The sequence below is a fragment of the Roseateles sp. genome (assembly GCF_036486225.1).
GTDB lineage: Bacteria > Pseudomonadota > Gammaproteobacteria > Burkholderiales > Burkholderiaceae_C > Roseateles.
This window is the reverse complement of sequence record NZ_DASVNZ010000205.1, coordinates 14,301-35,557: the sequence shown is the minus strand read 5'-3', so window position 1 is coordinate 35,557 and position 21,257 is coordinate 14,301. Positions and strand designations below refer to the sequence as shown.

Below are 21,257 nucleotides of genomic sequence, written 5' to 3'. Positions count from 1 at the left end.
CTTGCGGGAGAGGGCAGGGGTGAGGGCCAGCGGCCGTCGCAGGCCGCCGATCGGCTAACCTTGCCGGATGTTTCCGACCGGCGATCCCTCTTCCGACCCGACCCTGCCCGCGGCCCTCGACGGCGTGCCGCTGGGCGAGCTGCTTGAACGCGCGCGCCTGGCGCAGCAGCAGGCGCGGCTCGACGATGGCGTCGCGCTGGCCGACGCGATCTGGGATCGCGCCGATGCCGAGGGCTTCATCAACGAGCAGGCCGAGGCCGGCAAGCTGCGCAGCTTCTTCCGGCTGCGCATGGGCGATCTGCCCGGCATGCTCGAGGTCGGCGAGCGCGCGCTGCGCCTGATGCGTCCCCTGGGCGCCAGCCCCGCGATGTGCGAGCTGCTGCGCTGGATGAGCCTGGCGGCCTGCGAACTCGGTTCGTATGAGCAAGGACTGGCCTGCGCGCACGAGGCGCTCAAGCTCGCCGGCGAGCTCGGCGACGTGCGGCTGCACGCGGTCGCGTTGAACGGCCTCGGCGCCTGCTTCGAGCGCATGGGCGACCCGTGGCAGGCCGAGCGCCTGATGAGCGAGGCCGCGGGCCTGCTCCGCACCAACGCCACGCCGTTCGAACGCGTGGTCACGCTGACCAACCTGTGCACCGTCGCAATCGGCGCCTACCACCTGCAACGCGATGGCGCCGCACCGGAGCAGGCGCCGCGCACGCTCGAACGCGCGCTGGAACTCGCCCGCGAAGCGCGTCCGCATTCGCTGCAGCTCGGCGACCGCTACGGCATCGCGCTGACCGCCTCCAACTTCGGCGAGGTGCTGCTGCTGATGGGGCGCCTCGACGAGGCCGAGCCGCTCCTGATCGAAGCCCGCGATGAATGCGAGCGCGCCGGCTTCCGGCTGCTCGACTGGCGCCTGCGCTGCATGCTCGCCGAGTTGCAGCTCGCGCGCGGCCAGGCCACCGCCGCCTGGCAGCAACTGGAGGCCTTGCGCACGGAGACCGAGCAGGGCGCGACCGCCGGTGCGCAGCCAGCGCTGCCGATTCCGGCGCCACACGCCGTGCCGCTGTTCCTGCGCGTGCGTCTGCACCAGGCCAGCTACCGCGCGGCGAAGGCGCTCGCGTTGCTCGGACCGTCGCTGTTCCATCTCGAGCAGGCGCGGACCCTGGAGCGTCGTCGCGCGGTCTCGCAGCTGATGGCGCAATCGCAGTACTTCGTCTCGCGCATGGAGGCGGAATTCGCCGCCGATCCGGCGAGCGTCGCCGCGCGCGATGCCGCCGAGTTCAAGGATCCGCTCACCGGCCTGGGCAACCGCCGCTGCCTGGAGGCCCGCCTGCCGCCGCTGCTGCGGGCGGCGGAGCAGGAAGCGCGTCCGCTGACGGTCGCCCTGATCGACGCCGACGGCTTGCGCAACATCAACGAGCGCCACGGCCACGAGATCGGCGACCGCGTCCTGCAGGAACTCGCGGACCTGCTGCGCGAGAACACGCGCGGTTCCGACCTGCTGCTGCGCTGGAGCGGCGAGGAGTTCCTCGTCGTGTTCCCCGACACCATCGCGGACCGCGGTTTCGAGGTCTGCGAGCGCATCCGCGCCAGCGTCTCGGTGCACCCATGGAACGAACTCGCGCCGGGCCTGGACGTGACGCTCAGCATGGGCCTGGCGAGCGCGCCGCCCTACGCGACCGACCTGCTCATCGCGCGCGCCAACGCCGCCGTCGAGCGCGCCAAGCATCTGGGTCGCAACCGCGTCGCCCTGGCCTGAAGACCGCACAAGGGGACAGGTTTTGCCTCGGGGCCACGCAAGACTGTTTCTACAATGAGAACAGTTCTCATCTGGCGGGTAAATCACCGCCGATGAGCCTCCCGCCAGCCTGATCCTCCGCTCCCCCGCGCCCGGCAACGCCCGTTGCCCGCGTCGCGCGACCCTGGAGCCGGTCCCGCAAGCCTCCGTCATCCACCTCCCTCCCCGGGGCTGGTGCGCTTGCGCGCGCCGGTATGCGGGCTCACGCCTGCTTGATGCTGCTCTTTCACATGTCACGTTCCTCCCGAACCCCTGTCGCGGCCGCTGTCGCGTTTCTCCTGTCCGCCGGTGCCGCCATGGCCCAGTCGACGCCGGTGCCCGTCCGTGATGCCGATGCGACGGACGCTGAGACGGCCCGAACTTCCGCTGAGGCCGCCGCTGAATCCGCCGGCGAAGGCACGATCCGCGCCGACCGCCGTCGCGCGCTCGACCGCGTGACCATCAGCGCCGCGCGCAAGAAGCTCGAAGGCGCGAGCACGCGCCTGCCGCTGACTGCGCGCGAGACGCCGCAATCGATGAGCAGCATCGACGCCAGCCGCCTCGAGAACGAGACGCTGATCAGCATCAACGACGTGATGCAGAACATCACCGGCGTGAACGTGTCGTTCTACGACACGCAGCGCCCGCTGTACTTCGCGCGCGGTTTCCAGATCACCGATTTCCAGATCGACGGCATCCCCACCTACAGCGGCGGCACGCAGCAGGAGTACGACACGGTCTTCTACTCGCGCATCGACGTCGTGCGCGGCGCCAACGGCCTGACAACCGGCGCCGGCATCCCGTCGGCGACGGTCAACATGGTCCGCAAGCGGCCCGAGAAGGTGTTCTCGGCCTACGGCGGGCTGGTGATGGGCACGGACGATTTCCACCGCGTCGAGGCCGATCTCAACACACCGATCACGCGCGACGGCCGCGTGCGGGCGCGCCTGATCGCGTCGGCGCAGGAGCGGGACGGCTTCCGCGATCGCCACAGCGAGACCAAGACCGCCTTCATGGCCACCGTCGAGGCCGACCTGACCGACAGCACGACACTGACCGTCGGCCATCAGGACGGGAACAACGTGCCCAAGGGCCCGATCTGGGGCACGATCCCGCGCTTCGCGTCGGACGGCTCGCTGGCCGGCCTGCCGCGCGAGACCAGCTTCTCGCCGCCATGGACGCGCTGGTCGCGCCGCAACGGCACGACCTATGCGCAACTCGAGCAGAAGCTCGGCGGCGACTGGACGTTGAAGGCCATCGCCAACCACAGCGAGGGCAACACCTTCAGCCTGCGCACCTACGCCAGCGGTTATCCGGATCCGAAGACCGGCGCCGGGCTCAAGCTGCTGGCCGCCGTCGGCAAGAGCTGGGAGAAGCGCGACAGCCTCGACCTCTACGCGTCGGGCACGCTGGAGCTCTTCGGGCGCAAACACGACCTGGTGATCGGCGCCAACGGCGCGAAGACGACCACCACCACGCCGACGCTGACCTCCGTCGCCTCGTGGAGCTACAACATCCCCGACATCCGCACCTGGGACGGCAACGCGCCGGCACCGACCTTCAGCGCCACGGGCGCGAAGCGCGTCGCCGAGACCGAACAGAGCGGCGTCTTCGCGATGGGCCGCTGGAAGGTGCTGGAGCCGCTGTCGCTGATCACCGGCGCGCGGTTGAGCTACTGGAAGACCGGCACCGACGCATTCAACGCGGCCGGCAACTTCACGACCCGGACCGGCGCCTACAAGGTCACCGACGAGGTGTCGCCGTACGTCGGCGTCGTCTATGACATCACCGACGCGGTCTCGTTCTACGCGAGCTATACCGACCTGTTCAAGCCGCAGAACTACAAGGACAAGAACGACAACCTGCTCGCGCCCATCCGCGGTAGCAACACCGAGTTCGGCCTCAAGGGCGAGTTCCTCGACAAGCGGTTGGCGGTGTCGGCCGCCGTGTTCGAGGCCAAGCAGGACAACTACGCGGTGCGCGACTCGTCGGTGCCGGACGGCACCTTGCCCGACGGCAGCTCCGCGTACATCGGCGTCAACGGCACCAAGACCAAGGGCTTCGAGGTCGACATCGCGGGCCAGCTGTCGCCGGGCTGGACGCTGAACGCCGGTTACGCCAACACGCGGATCACGCGCAACGCGCTGGACCTGATCTACGCGAACCTGCCGCGCCACACGGTGCAGCTCAGCACCAGCTACCGCCTGCGCGGCGCTTGGGAGCGGCTCACCGTCGGCGCCGGCGTGAATGCGCAGAGCACGGTCGCGGGCTACGGCATTCCGCATCCGACGCTGGGGACGGTGACCGTCACGCAGGGCAGCTACGTGCTGCTGAACCTGCACGCCAACTACCAGCTGAACGACCACTTCAGCCTCGGCCTGTCGGTCCGCAACGCGCTCGACAAGACCTACTGGGCCAACCTCGACTATCCCAACTACGGGGATCCGCGCAGTGTGATGCTGAGCGTGCGCGGACGGTTCTGAGGCTCAGGGCACCGGCTTCGGTGCAGGCTCCAGCTCCACCGCCTGCACGACGTTGCGGCCCTGGCTCTTCGCGCCGTAGAGCGCCAGATCGGCGCGCCTGAGCACCTCCGCGGCGCTGGCGTCCTCGGGCGCGGACTCGGCGATGCCGAAGCTCGCGGTGAGGGGCCAGGCCTGACCCTCCCAGGTGAACGGATGCTCCGCCAGCAGCGTCCGCATCCGTTCCGCCACCAGCGCCGCGCCGGCGATGCCGGTGTCGGGCAGCAGCACGCAGAACTCTTCGCCGCCCAGGCGGGCGAGGCGGTCCACCTCGCGCAGGCAGGGGCGCAGCAGCACGACCAGCGATTTCAACGCCGCGTCGCCGGCCGCGTGGCCGAGCGTGTCGTTCAGGTGCTTGAACCGGTCCATGTCCAGCAGCACCAGCGCGTAGCCGTGGCCGCGCATCAGGCGGGAGTGCTCGAGGTCCACGGCCTCGGACAGCGCCCGCCGGTTCAGCGCGTCGGTCAGCGGATCGCGTTCGGTCAGCCGGCGGATCTCCAGCACCAGCTTCATCAGCAGCAGGAAGGCGATCCAGCCGTTGATCAGCAGCGCCAGCACCAGCGAAGCCCACAGCCATGCGAGGTTGAAAGCGCTGACGACGTCGAGGTCCCCGGTGCGGCCCGGCGCAAGCGCCGCCTCCAGCGGCCGCGAGAGCAGCAGCAGGCCGACGACGACCAGCGGCGAGGCCAGCATCAGCGCCGCGCGCACCTGCAGGCCGCGCGCGCGCATCAACCGCCAGGCGTCGAGGGCTGCCAGCAGCGCGAGCACGCACATCGTGCCGAAGAGCACCAGTTTGTGCGGCAGCGCCTGCGGTCCGGCGGTGAAGCGCGCGGTGAGGAGGCTGACGCCGACGACCACCAGCAAGGTCGCGCGCCACGGCGCCGGCCGATCGCCGACCAGCGGGACCGTGATGCGGATGAGTCCGAAGGCCACCACCGACAGGAAGTCCGGCCAGCCGTAATCCATCCGCGGCACGAGGCCGAGCGGCTCCTGCAGCAGGAAGGACGCGCCGAGCGCCGCGTTCGCGCCGGCGACGCTCGCGCAGGCCCAGGGCGATTCGCGCAGGCCGACGGCCATCATCAGCCAGACCGCGGCGGCCACGCCGAACAGCACCACCAGCGCGGCGATCAGCGAGACGGGATCGGCGACGGGCAGCATCAGGCGAACTCCGTCTCGCCCGCGGCGCGCAGCACGCGGTTGCGGCCGCGGGCCTTGGCCGCGTACATGGCCGCGTCGGCCCGCGACAGCGCGTCGTGGCCGTTGGCGTCTCCAGGCCGCATCGTCGCCACGCCAAAGCTCGCGCTGATCGGCCAGAGCTTGTCGCCCCAGGCCAGCGGCTGCTTCTGCAGCAGTTCGCGCAGACGTTCGGCAACCAGCATCGCGCCGTCGAGGTCGGTGTCGGGCAGCAGCACCGCGAACTCCTCGCCGCCGAGACGGCCGAAGCAGTCCGCGTCGCGCAGCGTCGCGCCGAGCACGGCCGACAGGTGCTGCAGCGCCGCATCGCCGCCCGCGTGCCCGAGTTCGTCGTTGATGCGCTTGAAGTGGTCGACGTCCAGCATCAGCACCGCGTTGCGCCGGCCCCGTTCGGTGCGCGCCTGCATGCGGGCGAGGTGCTCCTCGAGCGCGCGGCGGTTGAGCAGGCCGGTCAACGCGTCGCGACGCATCAGGTGACGCACCCGCGCGATCAGGCGCTGGATGACGAGCGCGATCAGCCCGGTAGCCATGGTCACGTCCATGATCAGGACCAGCATGACCAGCGGCACGTTGACGCCCGGTCCCGCCAGGACATACGCCGGAGGCAGCCAGCCGAGCAAGGTCGCCGAGCGCCAGAAGCAGACGACGGCGAAGGCGCCGAAGGGCAGGGTCAGCACGCCGGTGAACCCGATGCGGAAGCCCGCGCCGACGGCCACGTCGCGCGCCGCCATCAGCGCCAGCAAGCCGACGATGACGTTGGAGAAGGCGCGCGCCCGGTCGGGGTCGGGATCGCCGGCGGTGCAGGCGACCGCGACGACGCCGAGCGCGACGATGGCGACGATGTCGCGGGCGTTGTCGCGGTCCCGCGTGAGGGCGCGGGCGCCGGCGGTGAGGAAGCCGGCGGCGACCAGGTCCAGCGGCAGCCCGATCAGCCGCTCCATCGAGGCCGGCAGCGCGGGCCACCAGCTCAACGCGAGCAGGCCGTGGTGGGCGGAGATCCGCCGCGACGCGCGCGGCGCGATGCGCAGCACCTCGCCCAGCGCGAGCCAGACGACACACGCGACGGCGTCGATCACGGCGATCACCATCAGCAGCGTGGCGGCGTCGAGCGGCGGCATGCAGACCATCATCGCAAAGCGATGCCGAGCGCACAATCGCGCCCATGACAAATGGTGTCCCTGACTCCGAGCGGGCCGACGGTTCCGCAGCAATGACCGATGAGGTCGATCGCCCGATCACGCTGATCACCGGCGCCGGCCGCGGCATCGGCGCGGCGACGGCGTTGCTGCTGGCGGCGCGCGGTCATGACCTTGCCCTCAACTACCGGCAGGATGCCGACGCGGCCGAGGCCGTCGCGCATCGCGTGCGGGCGCAGGGTCGGCGCGCGGTGACGATACGCGCCGATGTGGCCGATCCCGCGCAGGTCGCGGCGATGTTCGCGGAGGTCGACGCGCGGCTCGGCCGGCTCACCGGACTGGTGAACAACGCCGGCATGGTGGCCCGCAAGGCTTCGCTCGCGGACCTCACGCCCGAGCGCCTGCGGCGCGTCTTCGAGGTCAACGTCTTCGGACTGGTCTACTGCACGCAGCAGGCCGCCGCGCGGATGAGCACGTCCCACGGCGGACACGGCGGTGCGATCGTCAACCTGTCGTCGCGCGCGGCGCAGCGCGGATCGCCGCACCTCTATTCGGATTACGCGGCCAGCAAGGGCGCGGTGGACACGCTGACCCTGAGCCTGGCGCATGAGCTCATCGGGCAGGGCATCCGGGTCAACGGCGTGCGTCCCGGGGTGATCGAGACCGACATCCATGCCGACAGCCTCCCCGCGGAGGAACTCCACACGTTGCTGGCGGAGGCGGCAAAGGGCATTCCCATCGGCCGGCTCGGCCGCGCGGAGGAGATCGCCGAGGCCATCGCCTGGCTGATGTCCGATGCGGCCAGCTTCACCGTGGGGGCCACGCTGGACGTGGCTGGCGGGCGCTGAGCCTCAGCGTCGCTCGACCAGGATGGGCGTCAGCGCCATCGACGTGCGGACGCGGTCGGCGGCGGCGCGGGCATCCTCGCGGCTCGCGAACGGACCGGCCTGCAGGCGGTGCAGGTTCTTGTCCTTGAAGATCGTCAGCATCGGCGCCAGTTCTTCCATACCGCGCGTGAAGCGTTCGCGCAGCTGCTCGGCGCCTTCCATGCGGGAGAACGCGCCGAACTGCAGCCAGTAGCCTTGCGCGGCGGCGGCGATCTTCAGCGCGGGCACCGGCGCCTGAGAGTCGGTCGCGGCGATCGCGCCGGCGGTGGCGACCGCCATCGCGTCGGCCTTGGATTGGCCCGACGGCGGCAGGTCGCTGCCGGGCGGCAGCGCGGTGATGGGGATGGGCGTCATGCCCGCGTCCGCCATTCCCGCGGTGGCCGTCGAGGGTGACGCGGAAGGCATCGACGACGTCGCGGGCCGGTCCGCCTTGGCCACCGGTGCGATCACCGGCGCCGGCAGCGGCACCTGCGCGGGCACCGGCGTGACCGGTGGTCGCAGCTGCGCGGTGGTCGTCAGGTCGGGCGCGCCGCTGGGCGTGGCGGCGGCGTAGACGGGGGTGTCGGGGGCGACCTTCGGATCGGGTGACATCGTGTCGCGGTCGCGCGTCCACGCGCCGGTGCGGATGTCCTCATAGGTGATGCGCTCGATCTCGACCGGCGCGACGCCGTTGAGCACATCCAGCTTGAGCGCGGCGGTGTAGCTCAGGTCGATGATGCGGCCCTTGTGGAACGGGCCGCGGTCGTTGATGCGCACGATGATCTCGCGGCCGTTCTTCGGGTTGCGCACGCGGGCGTAACTCGGAATGGGGATGGTCGCGTGCGCGGCCGTCATCGCGTACATGTTGTAGATCTCGCCGCTGGACGTCGGCTTGCCGTGGAACTTGCGGCCGTACCAGGACGCCAGGCCCTTCTGCACCAGCGGCTTGTCCTCGGCGATCGGCTCGTAGCGTTCGCCAAGCACTTCATAGGGCTTGTTGGGACCGCCCTTGCGGATGGATTCCAGCTTGGGCACCGCGTCGGGCACCTTCTTGAGGTCGGGGGGGACGACGGCGTCGGGGCCGTCCCGGTCGGGCCAGGAGGAGACCTTGGGACCGCCGGGAGCGGGACGGGAGGGGGTGGGACCGCGGCTGGCACAGGCGGCCAGGATCAGGGCACACGTCAGGACGGCCAGGCGTTGACCGGCGGGGCGGGCTTCAAACATGGCCGCAACCCTAGCAATGCGGCGCGGATTTGCCAAGGTTATGCTGCGCGCACCCTCCTTCCCTTTCATGATCGTTTCGATCGTTACGTCCGCATCGTCATGAGCACCTACATCTTCTCCCCAGCGCCGCAGGCCGCCGTGGCCGTGCGCGGCACCGACGCGCGTTACGCCGTCAGCCGCATCTTCTGCGTCGGCCGCAACTACGCCGCCCACGCCCGTGAGATGGGCAGCGACCCGGATCGCGAGCCGCCGTTCTACTTCACCAAGCCGGCCAGCGCGCTGGCGCCGTCGGGCGGCACGATCCCGTACGCGCCGGGCACGAAGAACCTGCACTATGAGATGGAGCTGGTCGTCGCGATCGGCAAGCCGGTGTTCAAGGCCACGCCCGAGCAGGCCGGCGATGCGGTCTGGGGCTACGCCGCCGGACTGGACATGACGCGCCGCGACCTGCAGAACGAGGCCAAGGCCATCGGCCGGCCGTGGGACCTGGGCAAGGGCTTCGAGCACTCGGCGGTGATCACCGAGCTGGTGCCGCGTTCGGAGCAGGGCGACCTGACGAAGGGCGCGATCACGCTGTCGGTGAACGGCGTGGAGAAGCAGCGCGGCGACCTGTCGGACATGATCTGGAGCATTCCGGAGCTGGTCGCCAACCTGTCGCAGTTCTATCACCTGGAGCCGGGCGACCTGATCTACACGGGCACGCCGGAAGGTGTCGGCCCGGTGAAGCCGGGTGACAAGATCACCGGCGTGATCGAGGGCTTCGGCGAGCTGTCGATCACGATCGGCGAGGCCGAGTAAACAGGCGCAACGAGCGCAAGTCGGAAACGCGAGACGATGTTCGATCACAACGAGACCCTGGACGAGGCCCGCGCGCGCAACATCCGTGATGCGCTGTTCGAGGACATCGGCGTCAGCGACTGGACCGCGCGGCTGGTGCCGGCGGGCCGGCGCGTGACGGCGCATGTCCGCGTGCGCGAAGCGGCGGTGCTGTGCGGGCGCGACTGGTTCGAGGGCGTGTTCCTCGCGCTGGACGGGTCGTCGCGGATCGAGTGGTCGTACGAGGAAGGCGCCGACATGGCGCCCGACACGGTGGTCTGCCGCATCGAGGCCGAAGGCCGGTCGCTGCTGTCGGCCGAGCGGCCGGCGCTGAACTTCCTGCAGCTGCTGTCGGGCACGGCGACGACGACGCGGGCGCATGCGCGCGCGATCGAAGGCGCCAGCCCGAACCCGCGCGGCTGCGCGGTGCTGGACACGCGCAAGACGCTGCCCGGCCTGCGGCTGGCGCAGAAGTACGCGGTGCGCGTGGGCGGCGGGGCGAATCAACGCCTGGCCCTCTACGACGGGATCCTGATCAAGGAGAACCACATCGCCGCGGCCGGCGGTGTGACGCAGGCGTTGCAGCAGGCGCAGGCGCTGGAGGCCGGCGTGTCCATCCAGGTCGAGGTCGAGACCATCGAGCAACTGCGCGAGGCCTTGAAGGCCGGCGCGGTCAGCGTGCTGCTGGACAACTTCAGCGAGCCGATGATGCGCGAGGCGGTGGCGATCGCCGGGGGTCAGGCCTTGCTGGAGGTGTCCGGCGGCGTGGCCATCGACCAGTTGCGCTGGATCGCGGCGACGGGCGTCGACCGCATCTCGGTCGGGCGCCTGACCAAGGACGCGAAGGCGGTTGACTACTCGATGCGGGTCGACGGCTGACGCTGACTTCGATATCAGCGACTCCTGCAATTCGGCGCCATATTCGGCGCCGAAGTTCTTTCAGACACTGACTTCCTTCCCAACCGAAGGAGACAGTATTGATTGATGCTTGCAACGATGAACACGTGCCCAATGCGAATGCGGGCGCGCTCCGCGACATCCTGAGCCGCTGGCCGGCCAGCATGGCGACGCTGGTGCTCAACGAGGTCGAGTGCCGCCTGCGACTGATCGCCGAGCTTCGCGGCAAGCTCGATGTGGTGGGCGTCGATGAAGTCCACGAACTGCAACCGCTCGTCGCGCGCGGGTTGTGGATGTTTGGTCCGGAGTTCGAGTCGGCCGAGTTCACGGCGAACGCAGGCATGACGCGAGTGATCCGGAAATTCCTCAAGGATCCGACGGCAGTCGGCTCCCGAAATCGTCCTGACTTCGTTGTGTTACCCGATAGCAGCATCGGGCTCTACGCCTGCCCGTCTTACGACGCCGTGCATGAGGTCAACGGCATCAAGCATCTCGCACTCATCGAACTGAAGACGACCGGCACGGAGATCGGGGATACCGAGCGGTCGCAGGTGGTGAAGTACGTGAAGGAGCTTCGGAATCACGGATGCTTCAAAGCTCACACGAAGATTGATTGCTATGTTCTTGGAGAGGGCATCCAACGCGGGGAAGAGGAGTTCTGGAATGCCGGGCCCCAGACCACGATCACGTTGATGCGCTATGACACCCTTCTCGAGAAGGCGGAGCGTCGACTGCTGAATCTCTACCAGAAGATCAAGCACGCTCCATTCTTGATGGATCAGGCGGAACTATCCGAAGAGGACGATCGTCATCGCCCGCCTGCGATGAACGACATCGAAGCCCCGTGGCCGCATTGACGGCCAGACAGGCACTGCGACAGTGCCCGCCACACCAAGCTTGTGCGCAACGGCGGTGCGCGGGTGCCGTTCTGTCTTGCATACAAGACAGATGAGCCTGGGAAGGCAGGGTGGACCCGCGCTGGCACGGAAGCTGCAAAGCCCCGTGCATGGGCATCACCGCCACCGACATCAGCCAACGCATCATCGATGCCGTGCTGGCGCAGAAGCTGGCGCCGGGCACGCGTCTCGGCGAGCAGCAGCTGGCGCTGCTCTTCGACTGCAGCCGCACCATCGTCCGCGAGGCGCTGACCCGGCTCGCCGCGCGCGGCATCGTGACCGTCAGCGCGCGCCGCGGCTGGTACCTCATCGCCCCTTCGCGGGACGAAGCCCGTGAAGCTTTCGAAGCACGACGAGTCATCGAGCTCGGTCTGCTCCGCGGCCGACGGCCGCTCGACAAGCCCGCGCTCACGCGCCTGAAGAAGCACCTCGCGCAGGAGAAGGCCGCCCTGCGCGGCGACGACGTCGGCGCGCGCAGCTTCCTGCTCGGCGACTTCCATGTCTGCCTGGCCGAGTGCCTCGGCAACAGCCTGCTCGCCGACACGCTGCGCGACTACACCGCGCGCACCACGTTGATCGCGATGCTCTACCAGTCGTCGCACGACGCCGCGCAGTCCTGCCAGGAGCACGTCGCCATCGTGGCCGCGCTCGAGCAAGGCGACGCCGTCCGCGCCGAGGCGCTGATGGCCGAACACCTCGCCAGTGTGCAGGCCGGGCTGCAGCTCGAGACGCAGACCGACGACCCCCTGCATCACCTACGGCAGGCGCTCTCGCCGTTGGCGTCGAGCGCCTCCGCATCGTCTTCCGTCTCATCGACTTCCGCCTCGCCAGCGCGCCGCTCGCGCGCACGCACGGCGGCTGCCGACGTTTCCGATTCCGCCCCCGCCCCCTACCTAGGAGCCTTGTTATGAGCCACGCCGTCCGTCCCTCCGTCCGCGCTTTCCTGCCGCGTCGCCTGCTGCTGGCGGTGGGTCTCGGTCTCGGCCTGGGCGTCCTCTCGCTGGGCGCGCAGGCGCAGACCGCGCTGGACACCATCACCAAGTCCAAGACCATCAAGATCGCGATCCCGACCGACTACCCGCCCTACGGCTTCGTCGGTCCCGACATGAAGCCGCAAGGCCTGGACGTCGCGATGGCCGAACTGATCGCCGCCAAGCTCGGCGTGAAGGTCGAGCTGGTGCCGGTCACCAGCGCCAACCGCATTCCGTATCTGCAGACGAAGAAGGCCGACCTCGTCATCTCCACGCTCGGCAAGAACCCGGAACGCGAGAAGGTCATCGCCTTCAGCTCGGCCTACGCGCCGTTCTATCAAGCCGTCTTCGCGCCCAAGAGCCTGGCGATCAAGAGCTTCGCCGACCTCGCCGGCAAGACCGTCGCCGTCACGCGCGGCGCGATGGAGGACCAGGAGCTCGCCAAGGTCGCGCCGACGACGCTGGAGTTCAAGCGCTTCGAGGACAACAACGCGACCATTGCCGCGTTCGCCGCCGGCCAGACGCAGGTGGTCGCCACCAGCGCCGCCGTCGCCGGAAACCTGATGCAGCGCCAGCCCGGGCTGAACATCGAATACAAGCTGCTGCTCAAGGACAGCCCGTGCTTCATCGGCGTGGCCAAGGGCGAGGACGCCTTGCTGGCGAAGGTCAACGCGATCGTCGCTGCCGCGAAGCAGGGCGGGGAACTCGAAGCGCTCTCCAAGAAGTGGCTGGGCCGCGGCGCGGGCGAGCTGCCGCTCTGAGCGGCGACTCGCTGCATCTCGACATTGATCGCGTCTAGCAGGCACCCCGGGAGCCGCCCATGATCGAGTTCGACTTCGGCGCCGTCCTCGCCGAATGGCCGCTGCTGCTGCGCGGCCTCGCGTGGACGGTCGGTCTCACGGTGATCGCCGTGCCGCTCGGCCTGCTCATCGCGACGCTGGGCGCCTGGGCCCGCGCCTGCGGGTCGACGGCCCTGCGGCGCGGCGTCGGCGTCTACGTCGAGCTGCTGCGCAACACGCCCTTCATCGTGCAGCTGTTCTTCGTGTTCTTCGGCCTGCCGGCGCTGGGCGTGAAGCTGTCGCCGGAGGCCGCCTCGCTGATCGCGATGACGCTCAACCTCGGCGCCTACGGCACCGAAATCCTGCGCGCCGGCATCCAGGCCGCGCCCAAGGGCCAGTGGGAAGCGGCGCAAAGCCTGGCCCTCGGACCGACGCAGGTCTTCACGCGCGTCATCCTGCCGCCCGCCTTCAAGCGCGTGTGGCCGGCGATGACCAGCCAGATCGTCATCGTGATGCTGGGCACGGCGGTGTGCGGTCAGATCTCCACCGAGGAACTGAGCTACGCCGCCAACCTGATCCACAGCCGCAACTTCCGCGCGTTCGAGGCGACCTTCGTCGCGCTGGCGATCTACCTGGCGCTGTCGCTGGTCACGCGGCGCTTCCTGCTCTGGGCCGGGCCGAAGTGGTTCTTCGGCGGCGGGAGACCCTCATGATCGAGTTCACCCTCTGGGACATCCTGCGCAACCTCGCGCTCGCCCTGCGCTGGACCGTGGCGCTGTCGCTGATCGCCTTCATCGGCGGCGGTCTGGTCGGCGCGACGCTGCTGTGCTTGCGCATCGGACTGGGCCGCAAGACGCAGCGCGTGATCGGCGCGTACGTCGGCATCTTCCAGGGCACGCCGCTGCTGATGCAGCTGTTCCTCGCCTATTTCGGCGTGTCGCTGCTGGGCATCGACGTCTCGGCGTGGACGGCGGCCTCACTGGCGCTGACGCTCTACACGAGCGCCTACCTCGTCGAGATCTGGCGCGGTTGCGTCGAGGCCGTGCCGCGCGGCCAATGGGAAGCCGCGCGCAGCCTGGCGATGAGCTTCGGCGAGCAGCTGCGCCACGTGATCCTGCCGCAGGCGGCGCGCCTGGCGATCGCGCCCACGGTCGGTTTCCTGGTGCAGGTCATCAAGGGCACCGCGCTCGCGTCGGTGATCGGCTTCGTGGAGCTGACCAAGGCCGGCGGCATGATCGCCAACGCGAGCTTCAAGCCCTTCCTGGTCTTCGGTTGCGTGGCGCTGTTCTATTTCGTGCTGTGCTTTCCCGTGAGCCTGGCCGCCCAACACCTCGAAAGGAAGCAGCATGGCCGCACTGCCTGACAAGCTGATCGATCACGTGATCGACCACCCGATCGACGACATGAACCCGCCGATGGGGATGCCTGCTCCCGGCGTGCCCATCGTGCGCATCACCGCCTTGCGCAAGTCCTATGGGACGAACGAAGTGCTCAAGGGCATCGACCTGGACGTGATGCGCGGCGAGGTGATCGCGCTGATCGGCAAGAGCGGCTCGGGCAAGAGCACGCTGCTGCGTTGCATCAACGGCCTGGAGCAGTTCCAGGAGGGCTCGCTGCGCGTGGCCGACAAGCCGCTGCTGCACGAGAGCGCGATGGCGATGCGGGCGCTGCGGCAGCAGGTCGGGATGATCTTCCAGAGCTTCAACCTGTTCCCGCACCTGAGCGTCGGCCGCAACGTAATGCTGGCGCCGACGTTGGTGAAGCGGCGCTCCGACAAGGACGCCGCGGAGCAGGCGCGCGCGCTGCTGGCGCGCGTGGGCCTGGCGGAGAAATTCGATGCGATGCCCGATCAGCTGTCGGGCGGTCAGCATCAGCGCGGCGCGATCGCGCGGGCGCTGGCGATGGAGCCGCAGGTGCTGCTGTGCGACGAGATCACCTCGGCGCTGGATCCTGAGCTGGTCGGCGAGGTCCTGCGCGTCGTCGAGTCGCTGGCCGACGAAGGCATGACGCTGCTGATGGTCACGCACGAGATGAACTTCGCGCGCAAGGTCGCGGATCGGGTGATCTTCATGCACCAGGGACGGGTGCATGAGATCGGCACGCCCGCCGATGTCTTCGGCTCGCCGAGGACGCCGGAGCTGAAGCAGTTCCTGAAGTCGCTCGACGATTGAGTTCCCACTGAAGGGGGCGCCCGATGGGGCGTGTCTCGGCGGCAACATCCCCCGGCTGGCTTGAATCCGGACTCACGAAGCGTTCCTAAACTGCTTCGTCATGAGTCAACGTCATTCGCTTGTCGGTACCGGTCTTTACTCCACCTACGAGGCCGCTCGGCTTCTTCGCCTGGACTTGCGCAGCGTGCGCCGATGGCTGAAGGGAAGTTCGCGCAAGACGAAGAACGGTCTGAGCATCACGCCGCCGCTGTGGTCACTGCAGTACTCTGACGATGAAGAGATCGGTGACCGGCATGTGCTCGGGTTCAAGGACCTCATGGAGTTGCGGGTGGTCGCACGATTGGTCGAGCAAGGTGTGGCGCTGCAAACGGTCCGAGCAGCCATCCAACTTGCTCGCGAGCAGATGGGACCGTATCCGCTGCAGTCTCGGCGATTCCTGTCGGATGGGAAACGCATCTTCATGGACATCGTCGGTATCGACGGTCAGCCCTCGCGTCTTCTTGACGTGCAAGCGCGGCAACTGGTGCTGGACAGCGTCATCCGTCCTTCGCTGTTCGACGGCGTCGAATTCGATACGGACGGAAATTCGCGTCGATGGTTCCCGGTGCCGAACGAGCGCGTCGTTGTGCTCGATCCGGCGAGGTGCTTTGGCGAGCCCATCCTCACACGGATCAATGTGTCGACGGAGACGCTGTTTCTCTCCCATCGGGCGGAGGGAGGCAATACGGACTTCGTCTCGCGCATCTGGCGGGTGACGCCCAACGAGGTCATGGCGGCGGTCGCCTACGAAGAACGGTTGGCGGCGGCATGAAATTCATCTTCGACAACAACCTGTCGATCGATCTGGCCAAGGCGATCGGGGCGCTTTCCCGCCAGGAGTGCGTTGTGGAGCAGGTCCACCATCTCAAGGATCTCTTCCCGCAAAGCGCCGACGATGTCGTGTGGCTCAGTCGTCTGCAGGACCACGGGCCCCATTGGGTGGTGGTGACCAATGACAAGTTCAAGAAACAGGGCGGCGACGAGAGGACGACCTTTCATCGCAACGAGCTCATCGGCTACGTGTTGGATCCGCAGTGGAGCGGGCATGGCTTCTGGGCCATTGCGGAGCGCCTCGTCGAATGGTGGCCGATCATCCTTGAGCACGTGGAGACGGCTCGCAACGGCCTTTATCGCGTGCCGTGGAAAACAGGATCGGCGCGCAAGCTGACTTCCTTCTAGCCTTCACGTGGTCGCTAGACTCCGCCTTACTCGCCGAGGAGCCCCGCCATGCCTGACCGCCGCTCGATCCTCCGATCCACGCTTGCGCTGACGTCCGGTGTATTGAGCGCGACCGCGATGAATTCCTCGAAGGCTGCGGCGCCATCCGCTGCAGGTGTCAGCAATCCTGTGCGCGATGCTGAAATCGCCTTCGCCGCCACGATGGCCAAACGAGACTTCAAGGCCTTCGCCGAATTCGTTGCCGAGGACGCAGTGTTCATCGACGGCAAGCGGCCGCTGCGCGGCCGAGCCGCCGTTCTGGCGCACTGGAAGCGCTTCTTCGACAGCGCGGAAGCGCCGTTCTCCTGGGCGCCCGATCTCGTCGAGGTGCTGCCCGACGGCAAGCTCGGCTACTCCACCGGCCCAGTGCATGTGAAGGACAAGCTGGTGGCGCGTTTCGCGTCCACATGGCGCCTTGACGTCGACGGCCGCTGGCGTGTCGTCTTCGACAACGGCAGCGAGGTCTGCGACTGCCAGGGCAAGCCGTGACCGGCTTGCCGTCCGCTCACGCGAACCAGTCTTCGTCCGGCAACTGCTCGAACACCCGCTTCAAGCCGCCGCCCCAGCCCTGGCTGATGGTCTTGAAGTAGGGATCGTCCTTGGTGATCCGGTGCGGCTCGGCCGGCGCGAAGCTGTCGGTCTTGTAGAGCAGCATGTCGATCGGCAACCCCACCGACAGGTTGCTCCGGATCGTCGAGTCGAACGAGATCAGCGCGCACTTCGTCGCTTCGGCCAGCGAGCTGTCGAAGTCGATCACGCGGTCGATGATGGGCTTGCCGTATTTGGACTCGCCGATCTGCACGTAAGGCGTGTCTTCCGTCGCCTCGATGAAGTTGCCCTGCGGATAGACATGGAAGACGCGCGGCGCCTCGCCCCGGATCTGCCCGCCGACGATGAAGTTGGCGCCGAAGTCCACGCCCTGGTTCAACTGGCCGACGCCGTCGCTGTCACGCGCGACGACTTCCTTGAGCGTCTTGCCCACCAGCTCCGCGACGTCGTACATCGACGTCAGGCTCATCAGGTGACGGCCGTCGGCGGTCGCGCGCTGGCGCAGCAGGCTCACCACGCTCTGCGTCGTGGCTAGGTTGCCGGCCGTCAGCAGCGTGATGAGGCGCTCGCCGGGCTGCTCGAACAGATTCATCTTGCGGAACGTGGCGATGTGATCCACGCCCGCGTTGGTCCGCGAATCCGACGCGAACAGCAGGCCGGCACGCAGCCGCATGGCAACACAGTAAGTCATGGGGCGGAAGGTTAGCGCATCAGGCTTGCAGCGCGCCGTCGTGGTGCATCTTCATTGCTGATCGGTCGTGCCGGGCTTCACATGCACCTGCGCCCGCATCGTCTCCAGCCCGCCGCCGGTGCGGACACCGCGCACCGGGCACGCGTCCAGGTAGTCCGCACCCGTCGCGAGCTTCACGTAACGCCCGTCCGCCAGGCACTGGTTGCTGATGTCGTAACCCAGCCACCCGCCCGCCATGCCGTGCGCGGCGGCGGGGTCGGCGTCGTCGGCCGCGGGCAGGCGCACCTCCGCCCAGGCATGGCTCGCCACATGCTCGAAGTCCGTCGCAAGGTACCCCGACACGTAACGCGCCGGCAGCCCCAGCAGCCGCGCGCAGCACACGAAGACCTGCGCGTGGTCCTGGCAGACGCCATGACCCGTCTGGAAAGCCTCCGCCGCGGGCGTCGCGGCGTCCGTGTAGCCGCGCACATAGGGCATGCGCTCGCCGATGGCCGCCATCATCGCGAGCAACGCGCCATGCGCATCGGCCTTCGCCGCTTCCGCGAAGCCGCCGGCGAACTGCCGTAGCGCGTCGTCCGCCCGCGTCAGCGGGCTGTCGCGCAGGAACAGCGGGGAGGGCAGGTCCTCTTCAGGATCCGGCGTGGGCGGCGCGTCGTCGGTGTCGACCTCGCCGATCGCGCGCAGGACGATGTCGCGCCGCGGGCCGTCCAGGCTCAGCACATGCATCGTGTTGCCGAACGCGTCCTTGCAGGCGCTCGCGGGCGACGGCAGCTCCAGCTGCCAGTGCAGCACGCGCAGGCCACGCGTGGGCCGCGGCGTCAGCCGCAGGTACTGCGTGCTGCGCGCCACCGGCGAGTCGTAGGCATAGATGGTCTCGTGCGAGATGTGCAGATGCATGGCGCCGTCCCTGGTTTCACTGCGCCTCGAAGTAGGCCTGCTGGATGTCGCGGCCCAGCCGCGCCGAGTCCTGCAGGAAACCCGTCAGCCAGGGATGCAGCCCCTGGTCGAGGATCTCGTCCACCGCACCATACTCCAGTCGCAGCGCCAGCCGGCCGGCGCTCTGCTTGACATTGCGCCCCGCATCCTCGGAGCCCTCGCGCGCCTCGATTTGCGGCAGCACCGCGCGGATCTCGTCGCAGCACGCGCGCAGCGAGCGCGGCACGTCCGGCCGCAGGATCAGCAGCTCGGTCACGCGGCGGCCGTTCAGGCTGTCGCGGTAGGCCGCGTGGTACGCCTCGAAGGCCGACAGCGAGCGCAGCAGCGCGTTCCACGCATAGAAGTCCGGCGCGCTTTCGCTCGGTGCGTCGACCGGCGCCAGCGTGTCCACCGCCGGCGCGATCAGCTGCGACTTCACGTCCAGCAGCCGCGCGGTGTTGTCCGCGCGCTCGACGAAGGTGCCCAGCCGGATGAAGCAGTACGCGTCGTTGCGCTGCAGCGTCCCGTAGGTCGCGCCGCGGAACAGGTGGGACCGCTCCTTCACCCAGTCGAAGAAGGACGACGGCTCGGCCACGCCCTTGCGCGCGAGCTCGCGAGCCTCCAGCCAGCTGGTGTTGATGGCTTCCCACATCTCGGCCGTGATCTGACCGCGCACGGCATGCGCGTTCTCGCGCGCCTGCCGGATGCAGGACAGCACCGAGGCGGGGTTCTCCAGGTCGATCCCCATGAAACGGAAGAGCTGCGCGGCGCTCAACTGCGGATGTCGCGCCTGGTAGGCCTCGAGCGTGCCGGTCACGGCGAGCGGCGCGGCGAGTTCCGTCGCGGCGCCGCGCGACTGCGGCAGCAGCGACAGCGAATGCGTGACGTCGAGCATGCGCACCAGGTTCTCGGCGCGCTCCATGTATCGGCTCATCCAGTAGAGCTGTGCGGCGGTACGGCTGAGCATGGTTCAGTTCTCCAGGATCCAGGTGTCCTTGGTGCCGCCACCTTGGGACGAATTGACGACCAGCGAGCCCGCCTTCAGCGCCACGCGCGTCAGACCGCCGGCGACCATGTTGACCTCGCGCCCCGAGAGCACGAAGGGTCGCAGGTCGATGTGGCGCGGCGCGATGCCGCGCTCGACGAAGGTGGGGCAGCTCGACAGGCACAGCGTCGGTTGCGCGATGTAGTTCGACGGATTCGCCTTGACGCGTTCCTTGAAGTCCGCGACCTCGGCCGCGGTCGCGGCCGGTCCGACCAGCATCCCGTAGCCGCCGGCGCCGTGGACCTCTTTCACCACCAGTTCGGCCATGTTGGCCAGCACGTGTTCCAGGTCCTGCGGCTTGCGGCACTGCCAGGTCGGCACGTTGTGCAGGATGGGTTCCTCGCCGAGGTAGAAGCGGATCATGTCCGGCACGTACGGGTAGATGGACTTGTCGTCCGCGACGCCGGTGCCGACCGCATTCGCCAGCACCACGTGCCCCTGCTTGTAGACCGACAGCAGCCCCGGCACGCCCAGCATCGAATCGGACCGGAAGGCCAGCGGGTCGAGGAAGGCATCGTCGATGCGGCGGTAGATCACGTCGACGCGCTTCGGTCCGACGGTGGTCCGCATGAACACGAAACCATCCTTGACGAACAGGTCCTGGCCTTCGACCAGCTCCACGCCCATCTGCTGGGCGAGGAAGGCGTGCTCGAAGTAGGCCGAGTTGAACGGCCCCGGCGTCAGCACCACGACGGTCGGGTTGTCCGCCAGGCTGGCCTGGCGCAGCGTGTTCAGCAGCAGCGCCGGGTAGTGCGCGACCGGCGCGATCGGGTACTTCGCGAACAGCTCCGGGAAGAGCCGCATCATCATCTTGCGGTTCTCCAGCATGTAGCTGACGCCGGAGGGCACGCGCAGGTTGTCCTCCAGCACGTAATAACCGCCGTCGGAATGGCGGATCAGGTCCACGCCGGTGATGTGCGCGTAGACGCCCAGCGGCAGGTCCAGCCCCTGCATTGCCGGCTGGTACTGCGCGTTGGCGAAGACCTGCTCGGCGGGGATCAGGCCGGCCTTGACGATCTCGTGGTCGTGGTAGATGTCCCACAGGAAGCGGTTGAGCGCGGTGACGCGCTGGCGCAGGCCGCGTTCCAGCATCCGCCAGTCGTCGGCGGGGACGATGCGGGGCACGGTGTCGAAGGGGATCAGGCGTTCCGCGCCGGCCTCGTCGCCGTAGACGGCGAAGGTGATGCCGACCTTGTGGAACAGCAGGTCGGCCTCGGCCCGCTTCTTGGCGAGGGCGTCGGGGGTCTGGGCGTGCAGCCAGTCCGCGAAGTCCTGGTAACTGGGCCGGATCGCGCCGCTTTGCAGCAGCATCTCGTCATAGTGGCCAGGGGCCGGAAGGGTCAGCGCATGCATGAGGTCTCCAGGGACGGACCGCCTCCGGGTGGCGGTCGGAAGGGGCCGGTTGCAAGCGCCGTGCCCACCCCCGTCCGGCGGGCGGGCCGGTCAGGCCTCCAGCTTGACCGCTTTTGGTGCGCCTGCAAACCCCGCCCCGCGACGGTGCCCACAGAGGGTCGGGCTTTGCCCGCCGCTGGTGCAGTGGCACTATCCCGCGTTGCGGGCCGGGCCGGC

21 protein-coding genes are annotated in these 21,257 nt (G+C 68.6%); 14 read left to right on the top strand and 7 right to left on the bottom strand.

Annotation, left to right across the window (positions count from 1 at the left end):
- The first annotated feature begins 67 nt into the window (after nucleotides 1-67).
- Nucleotides 68-1,744, top strand: coding sequence for a tetratricopeptide repeat-containing diguanylate cyclase (locus tag VF536_RS14375; protein WP_331615542.1), 1,677 nt, complete (start codon nucleotides 68-70; stop codon nucleotides 1,742-1,744).
- A gap of 335 nt (nucleotides 1,745-2,079) precedes the next feature.
- Nucleotides 2,080-4,245 carry a TonB-dependent siderophore receptor gene (locus VF536_RS14370; RefSeq protein WP_331615541.1) on the top strand — a complete coding sequence of 722 codons (2,166 nt, stop codon included), beginning with the start codon at nucleotides 2,080-2,082 and terminating at the stop codon, nucleotides 4,243-4,245.
- 3 nt (nucleotides 4,246-4,248) lie between these two features.
- On the opposite strand, the gene VF536_RS14365 is transcribed toward VF536_RS14370, so the two are convergent.
- Both VF536_RS14365 and VF536_RS14360 read right to left on the bottom strand, forming a co-directional pair.
- Nucleotides 4,249-5,439 (bottom strand): GGDEF domain-containing protein, encoded by a 1,191-nt coding sequence (locus VF536_RS14365; protein ID WP_331615540.1) that lies wholly within the window; start codon nucleotides 5,437-5,439, stop codon nucleotides 4,249-4,251.
- The gene (locus VF536_RS14360) at nucleotides 5,439-6,593 is read right to left on the bottom strand and encodes a GGDEF domain-containing protein (protein ID WP_331615539.1); all 1,155 of its coding nucleotides are present in this window, start codon (nucleotides 6,591-6,593) and stop codon (nucleotides 5,439-5,441) included. Before VF536_RS14360 ends, VF536_RS14365 begins: the two co-directional genes overlap by 1 nt.
- A gap of 92 nt (nucleotides 6,594-6,685) precedes the next feature.
- On the opposite strand from VF536_RS14360, the gene VF536_RS14355 reads away from it, so the two are divergent.
- Nucleotides 6,686-7,459 (top strand): SDR family oxidoreductase, encoded by a 774-nt coding sequence (locus tag VF536_RS14355; protein ID WP_331615538.1) that lies wholly within the window; start codon nucleotides 6,686-6,688, stop codon nucleotides 7,457-7,459.
- A 3-nt stretch (nucleotides 7,460-7,462) separates the two neighbouring features.
- On the opposite strand, the gene VF536_RS14350 is transcribed toward VF536_RS14355, so the two are convergent.
- Entirely contained in the window at nucleotides 7,463-8,701 is a 1,239-nt protein-coding gene (locus VF536_RS14350) for a septal ring lytic transglycosylase RlpA family protein (protein ID WP_331615537.1), read from the bottom strand.
- A gap of 99 nt (nucleotides 8,702-8,800) precedes the next feature.
- Here VF536_RS14350 and VF536_RS14345 point away from each other — a divergent pair, with 99 nt between their 5' ends.
- From VF536_RS14345 to VF536_RS14295, 11 genes are all read left to right on the top strand, one after another.
- The gene (locus tag VF536_RS14345) at nucleotides 8,801-9,499 is read left to right on the top strand and encodes a fumarylacetoacetate hydrolase family protein (RefSeq protein ID WP_331615536.1); all 699 of its coding nucleotides are present in this window, start codon (nucleotides 8,801-8,803) and stop codon (nucleotides 9,497-9,499) included.
- A gap of 36 nt (nucleotides 9,500-9,535) precedes the next feature.
- Nucleotides 9,536-10,396 carry a carboxylating nicotinate-nucleotide diphosphorylase gene (nadC, locus tag VF536_RS14340; RefSeq protein WP_088405662.1) on the top strand — a complete coding sequence of 287 codons (861 nt, stop codon included), beginning with the start codon at nucleotides 9,536-9,538 and terminating at the stop codon, nucleotides 10,394-10,396.
- A gap of 98 nt (nucleotides 10,397-10,494) precedes the next feature.
- The gene (locus VF536_RS14335; protein ID WP_331615535.1) at nucleotides 10,495-11,271 is read left to right on the top strand and encodes a hypothetical protein; all 777 of its coding nucleotides are present in this window, start codon (nucleotides 10,495-10,497) and stop codon (nucleotides 11,269-11,271) included.
- A 149-nt stretch (nucleotides 11,272-11,420) separates the two neighbouring features.
- Nucleotides 11,421-12,221 (top strand): GntR family transcriptional regulator, encoded by an 801-nt coding sequence (locus tag VF536_RS14330; RefSeq protein WP_331615534.1) that lies wholly within the window; start codon nucleotides 11,421-11,423, stop codon nucleotides 12,219-12,221.
- Nucleotides 12,218-13,042 (top strand): transporter substrate-binding domain-containing protein, encoded by an 825-nt coding sequence (locus VF536_RS14325; RefSeq protein WP_331615533.1) that lies wholly within the window; start codon nucleotides 12,218-12,220, stop codon nucleotides 13,040-13,042. The genes VF536_RS14330 and VF536_RS14325 overlap by 4 nt, the downstream gene beginning before the upstream one ends.
- Nucleotides 13,043-13,101: 59 nt before the next feature.
- Nucleotides 13,102-13,773: an amino acid ABC transporter permease gene (locus VF536_RS14320; protein ID WP_331615532.1), complete on the top strand. Its 672-nt coding sequence runs from the start codon at nucleotides 13,102-13,104 to the stop codon at nucleotides 13,771-13,773.
- Entirely contained in the window at nucleotides 13,770-14,423 is a 654-nt protein-coding gene (locus VF536_RS14315) for an amino acid ABC transporter permease (protein WP_331615531.1), read from the top strand. Before VF536_RS14320 ends, VF536_RS14315 begins: the two co-directional genes overlap by 4 nt.
- A gap of 40 nt (nucleotides 14,424-14,463) precedes the next feature.
- Nucleotides 14,464-15,231: an amino acid ABC transporter ATP-binding protein gene (locus tag VF536_RS14310; protein WP_331615549.1), complete on the top strand. Its 768-nt coding sequence runs from the start codon at nucleotides 14,464-14,466 to the stop codon at nucleotides 15,229-15,231.
- Nucleotides 15,232-15,331: 100 nt separating this feature from the next.
- Entirely contained in the window at nucleotides 15,332-16,042 is a 711-nt protein-coding gene (locus VF536_RS14305) for a DUF433 domain-containing protein (RefSeq protein WP_331615530.1), read from the top strand.
- On the top strand, nucleotides 16,039-16,449 hold the full coding sequence (locus VF536_RS14300) for a hypothetical protein (protein WP_331615529.1): 411 nt from the start codon (nucleotides 16,039-16,041) through the stop codon (nucleotides 16,447-16,449). The genes VF536_RS14305 and VF536_RS14300 overlap by 4 nt, the downstream gene beginning before the upstream one ends.
- Nucleotides 16,450-16,497: 48 nt before the next feature.
- The gene (locus tag VF536_RS14295; RefSeq protein WP_331615528.1) at nucleotides 16,498-16,977 is read left to right on the top strand and encodes a nuclear transport factor 2 family protein; all 480 of its coding nucleotides are present in this window, start codon (nucleotides 16,498-16,500) and stop codon (nucleotides 16,975-16,977) included.
- A gap of 16 nt (nucleotides 16,978-16,993) precedes the next feature.
- Here the strand turns inward: VF536_RS14295 and VF536_RS14290 are convergent, their stop codons facing one another.
- Genes VF536_RS14290 through VF536_RS14275 form a run of 4 tightly spaced genes read right to left on the bottom strand, consistent with a single transcriptional unit; the run spans nucleotide 16,994 to nucleotide 21,041 of the window.
- Nucleotides 16,994-17,728 carry a proteasome-type protease gene (locus VF536_RS14290; RefSeq protein ID WP_331615527.1) on the bottom strand — a complete coding sequence of 245 codons (735 nt, stop codon included), beginning with the start codon at nucleotides 17,726-17,728 and terminating at the stop codon, nucleotides 16,994-16,996.
- A gap of 51 nt (nucleotides 17,729-17,779) precedes the next feature.
- Nucleotides 17,780-18,625 (bottom strand): transglutaminase family protein, encoded by an 846-nt coding sequence (locus VF536_RS14285; protein ID WP_331615526.1) that lies wholly within the window; start codon nucleotides 18,623-18,625, stop codon nucleotides 17,780-17,782.
- Nucleotides 18,626-18,641: 16 nt separating this feature from the next.
- Nucleotides 18,642-19,610, bottom strand: a complete 969-nt coding sequence (locus VF536_RS14280; RefSeq protein WP_331615525.1) for an alpha-E domain-containing protein — start codon at nucleotides 19,608-19,610, stop codon at nucleotides 18,642-18,644.
- A gap of 3 nt (nucleotides 19,611-19,613) precedes the next feature.
- Entirely contained in the window at nucleotides 19,614-21,041 is a 1,428-nt protein-coding gene (locus tag VF536_RS14275; RefSeq protein ID WP_349257489.1) for a circularly permuted type 2 ATP-grasp protein, read from the bottom strand.
- Nucleotides 21,042-21,257 lie beyond the last annotated feature (216 nt).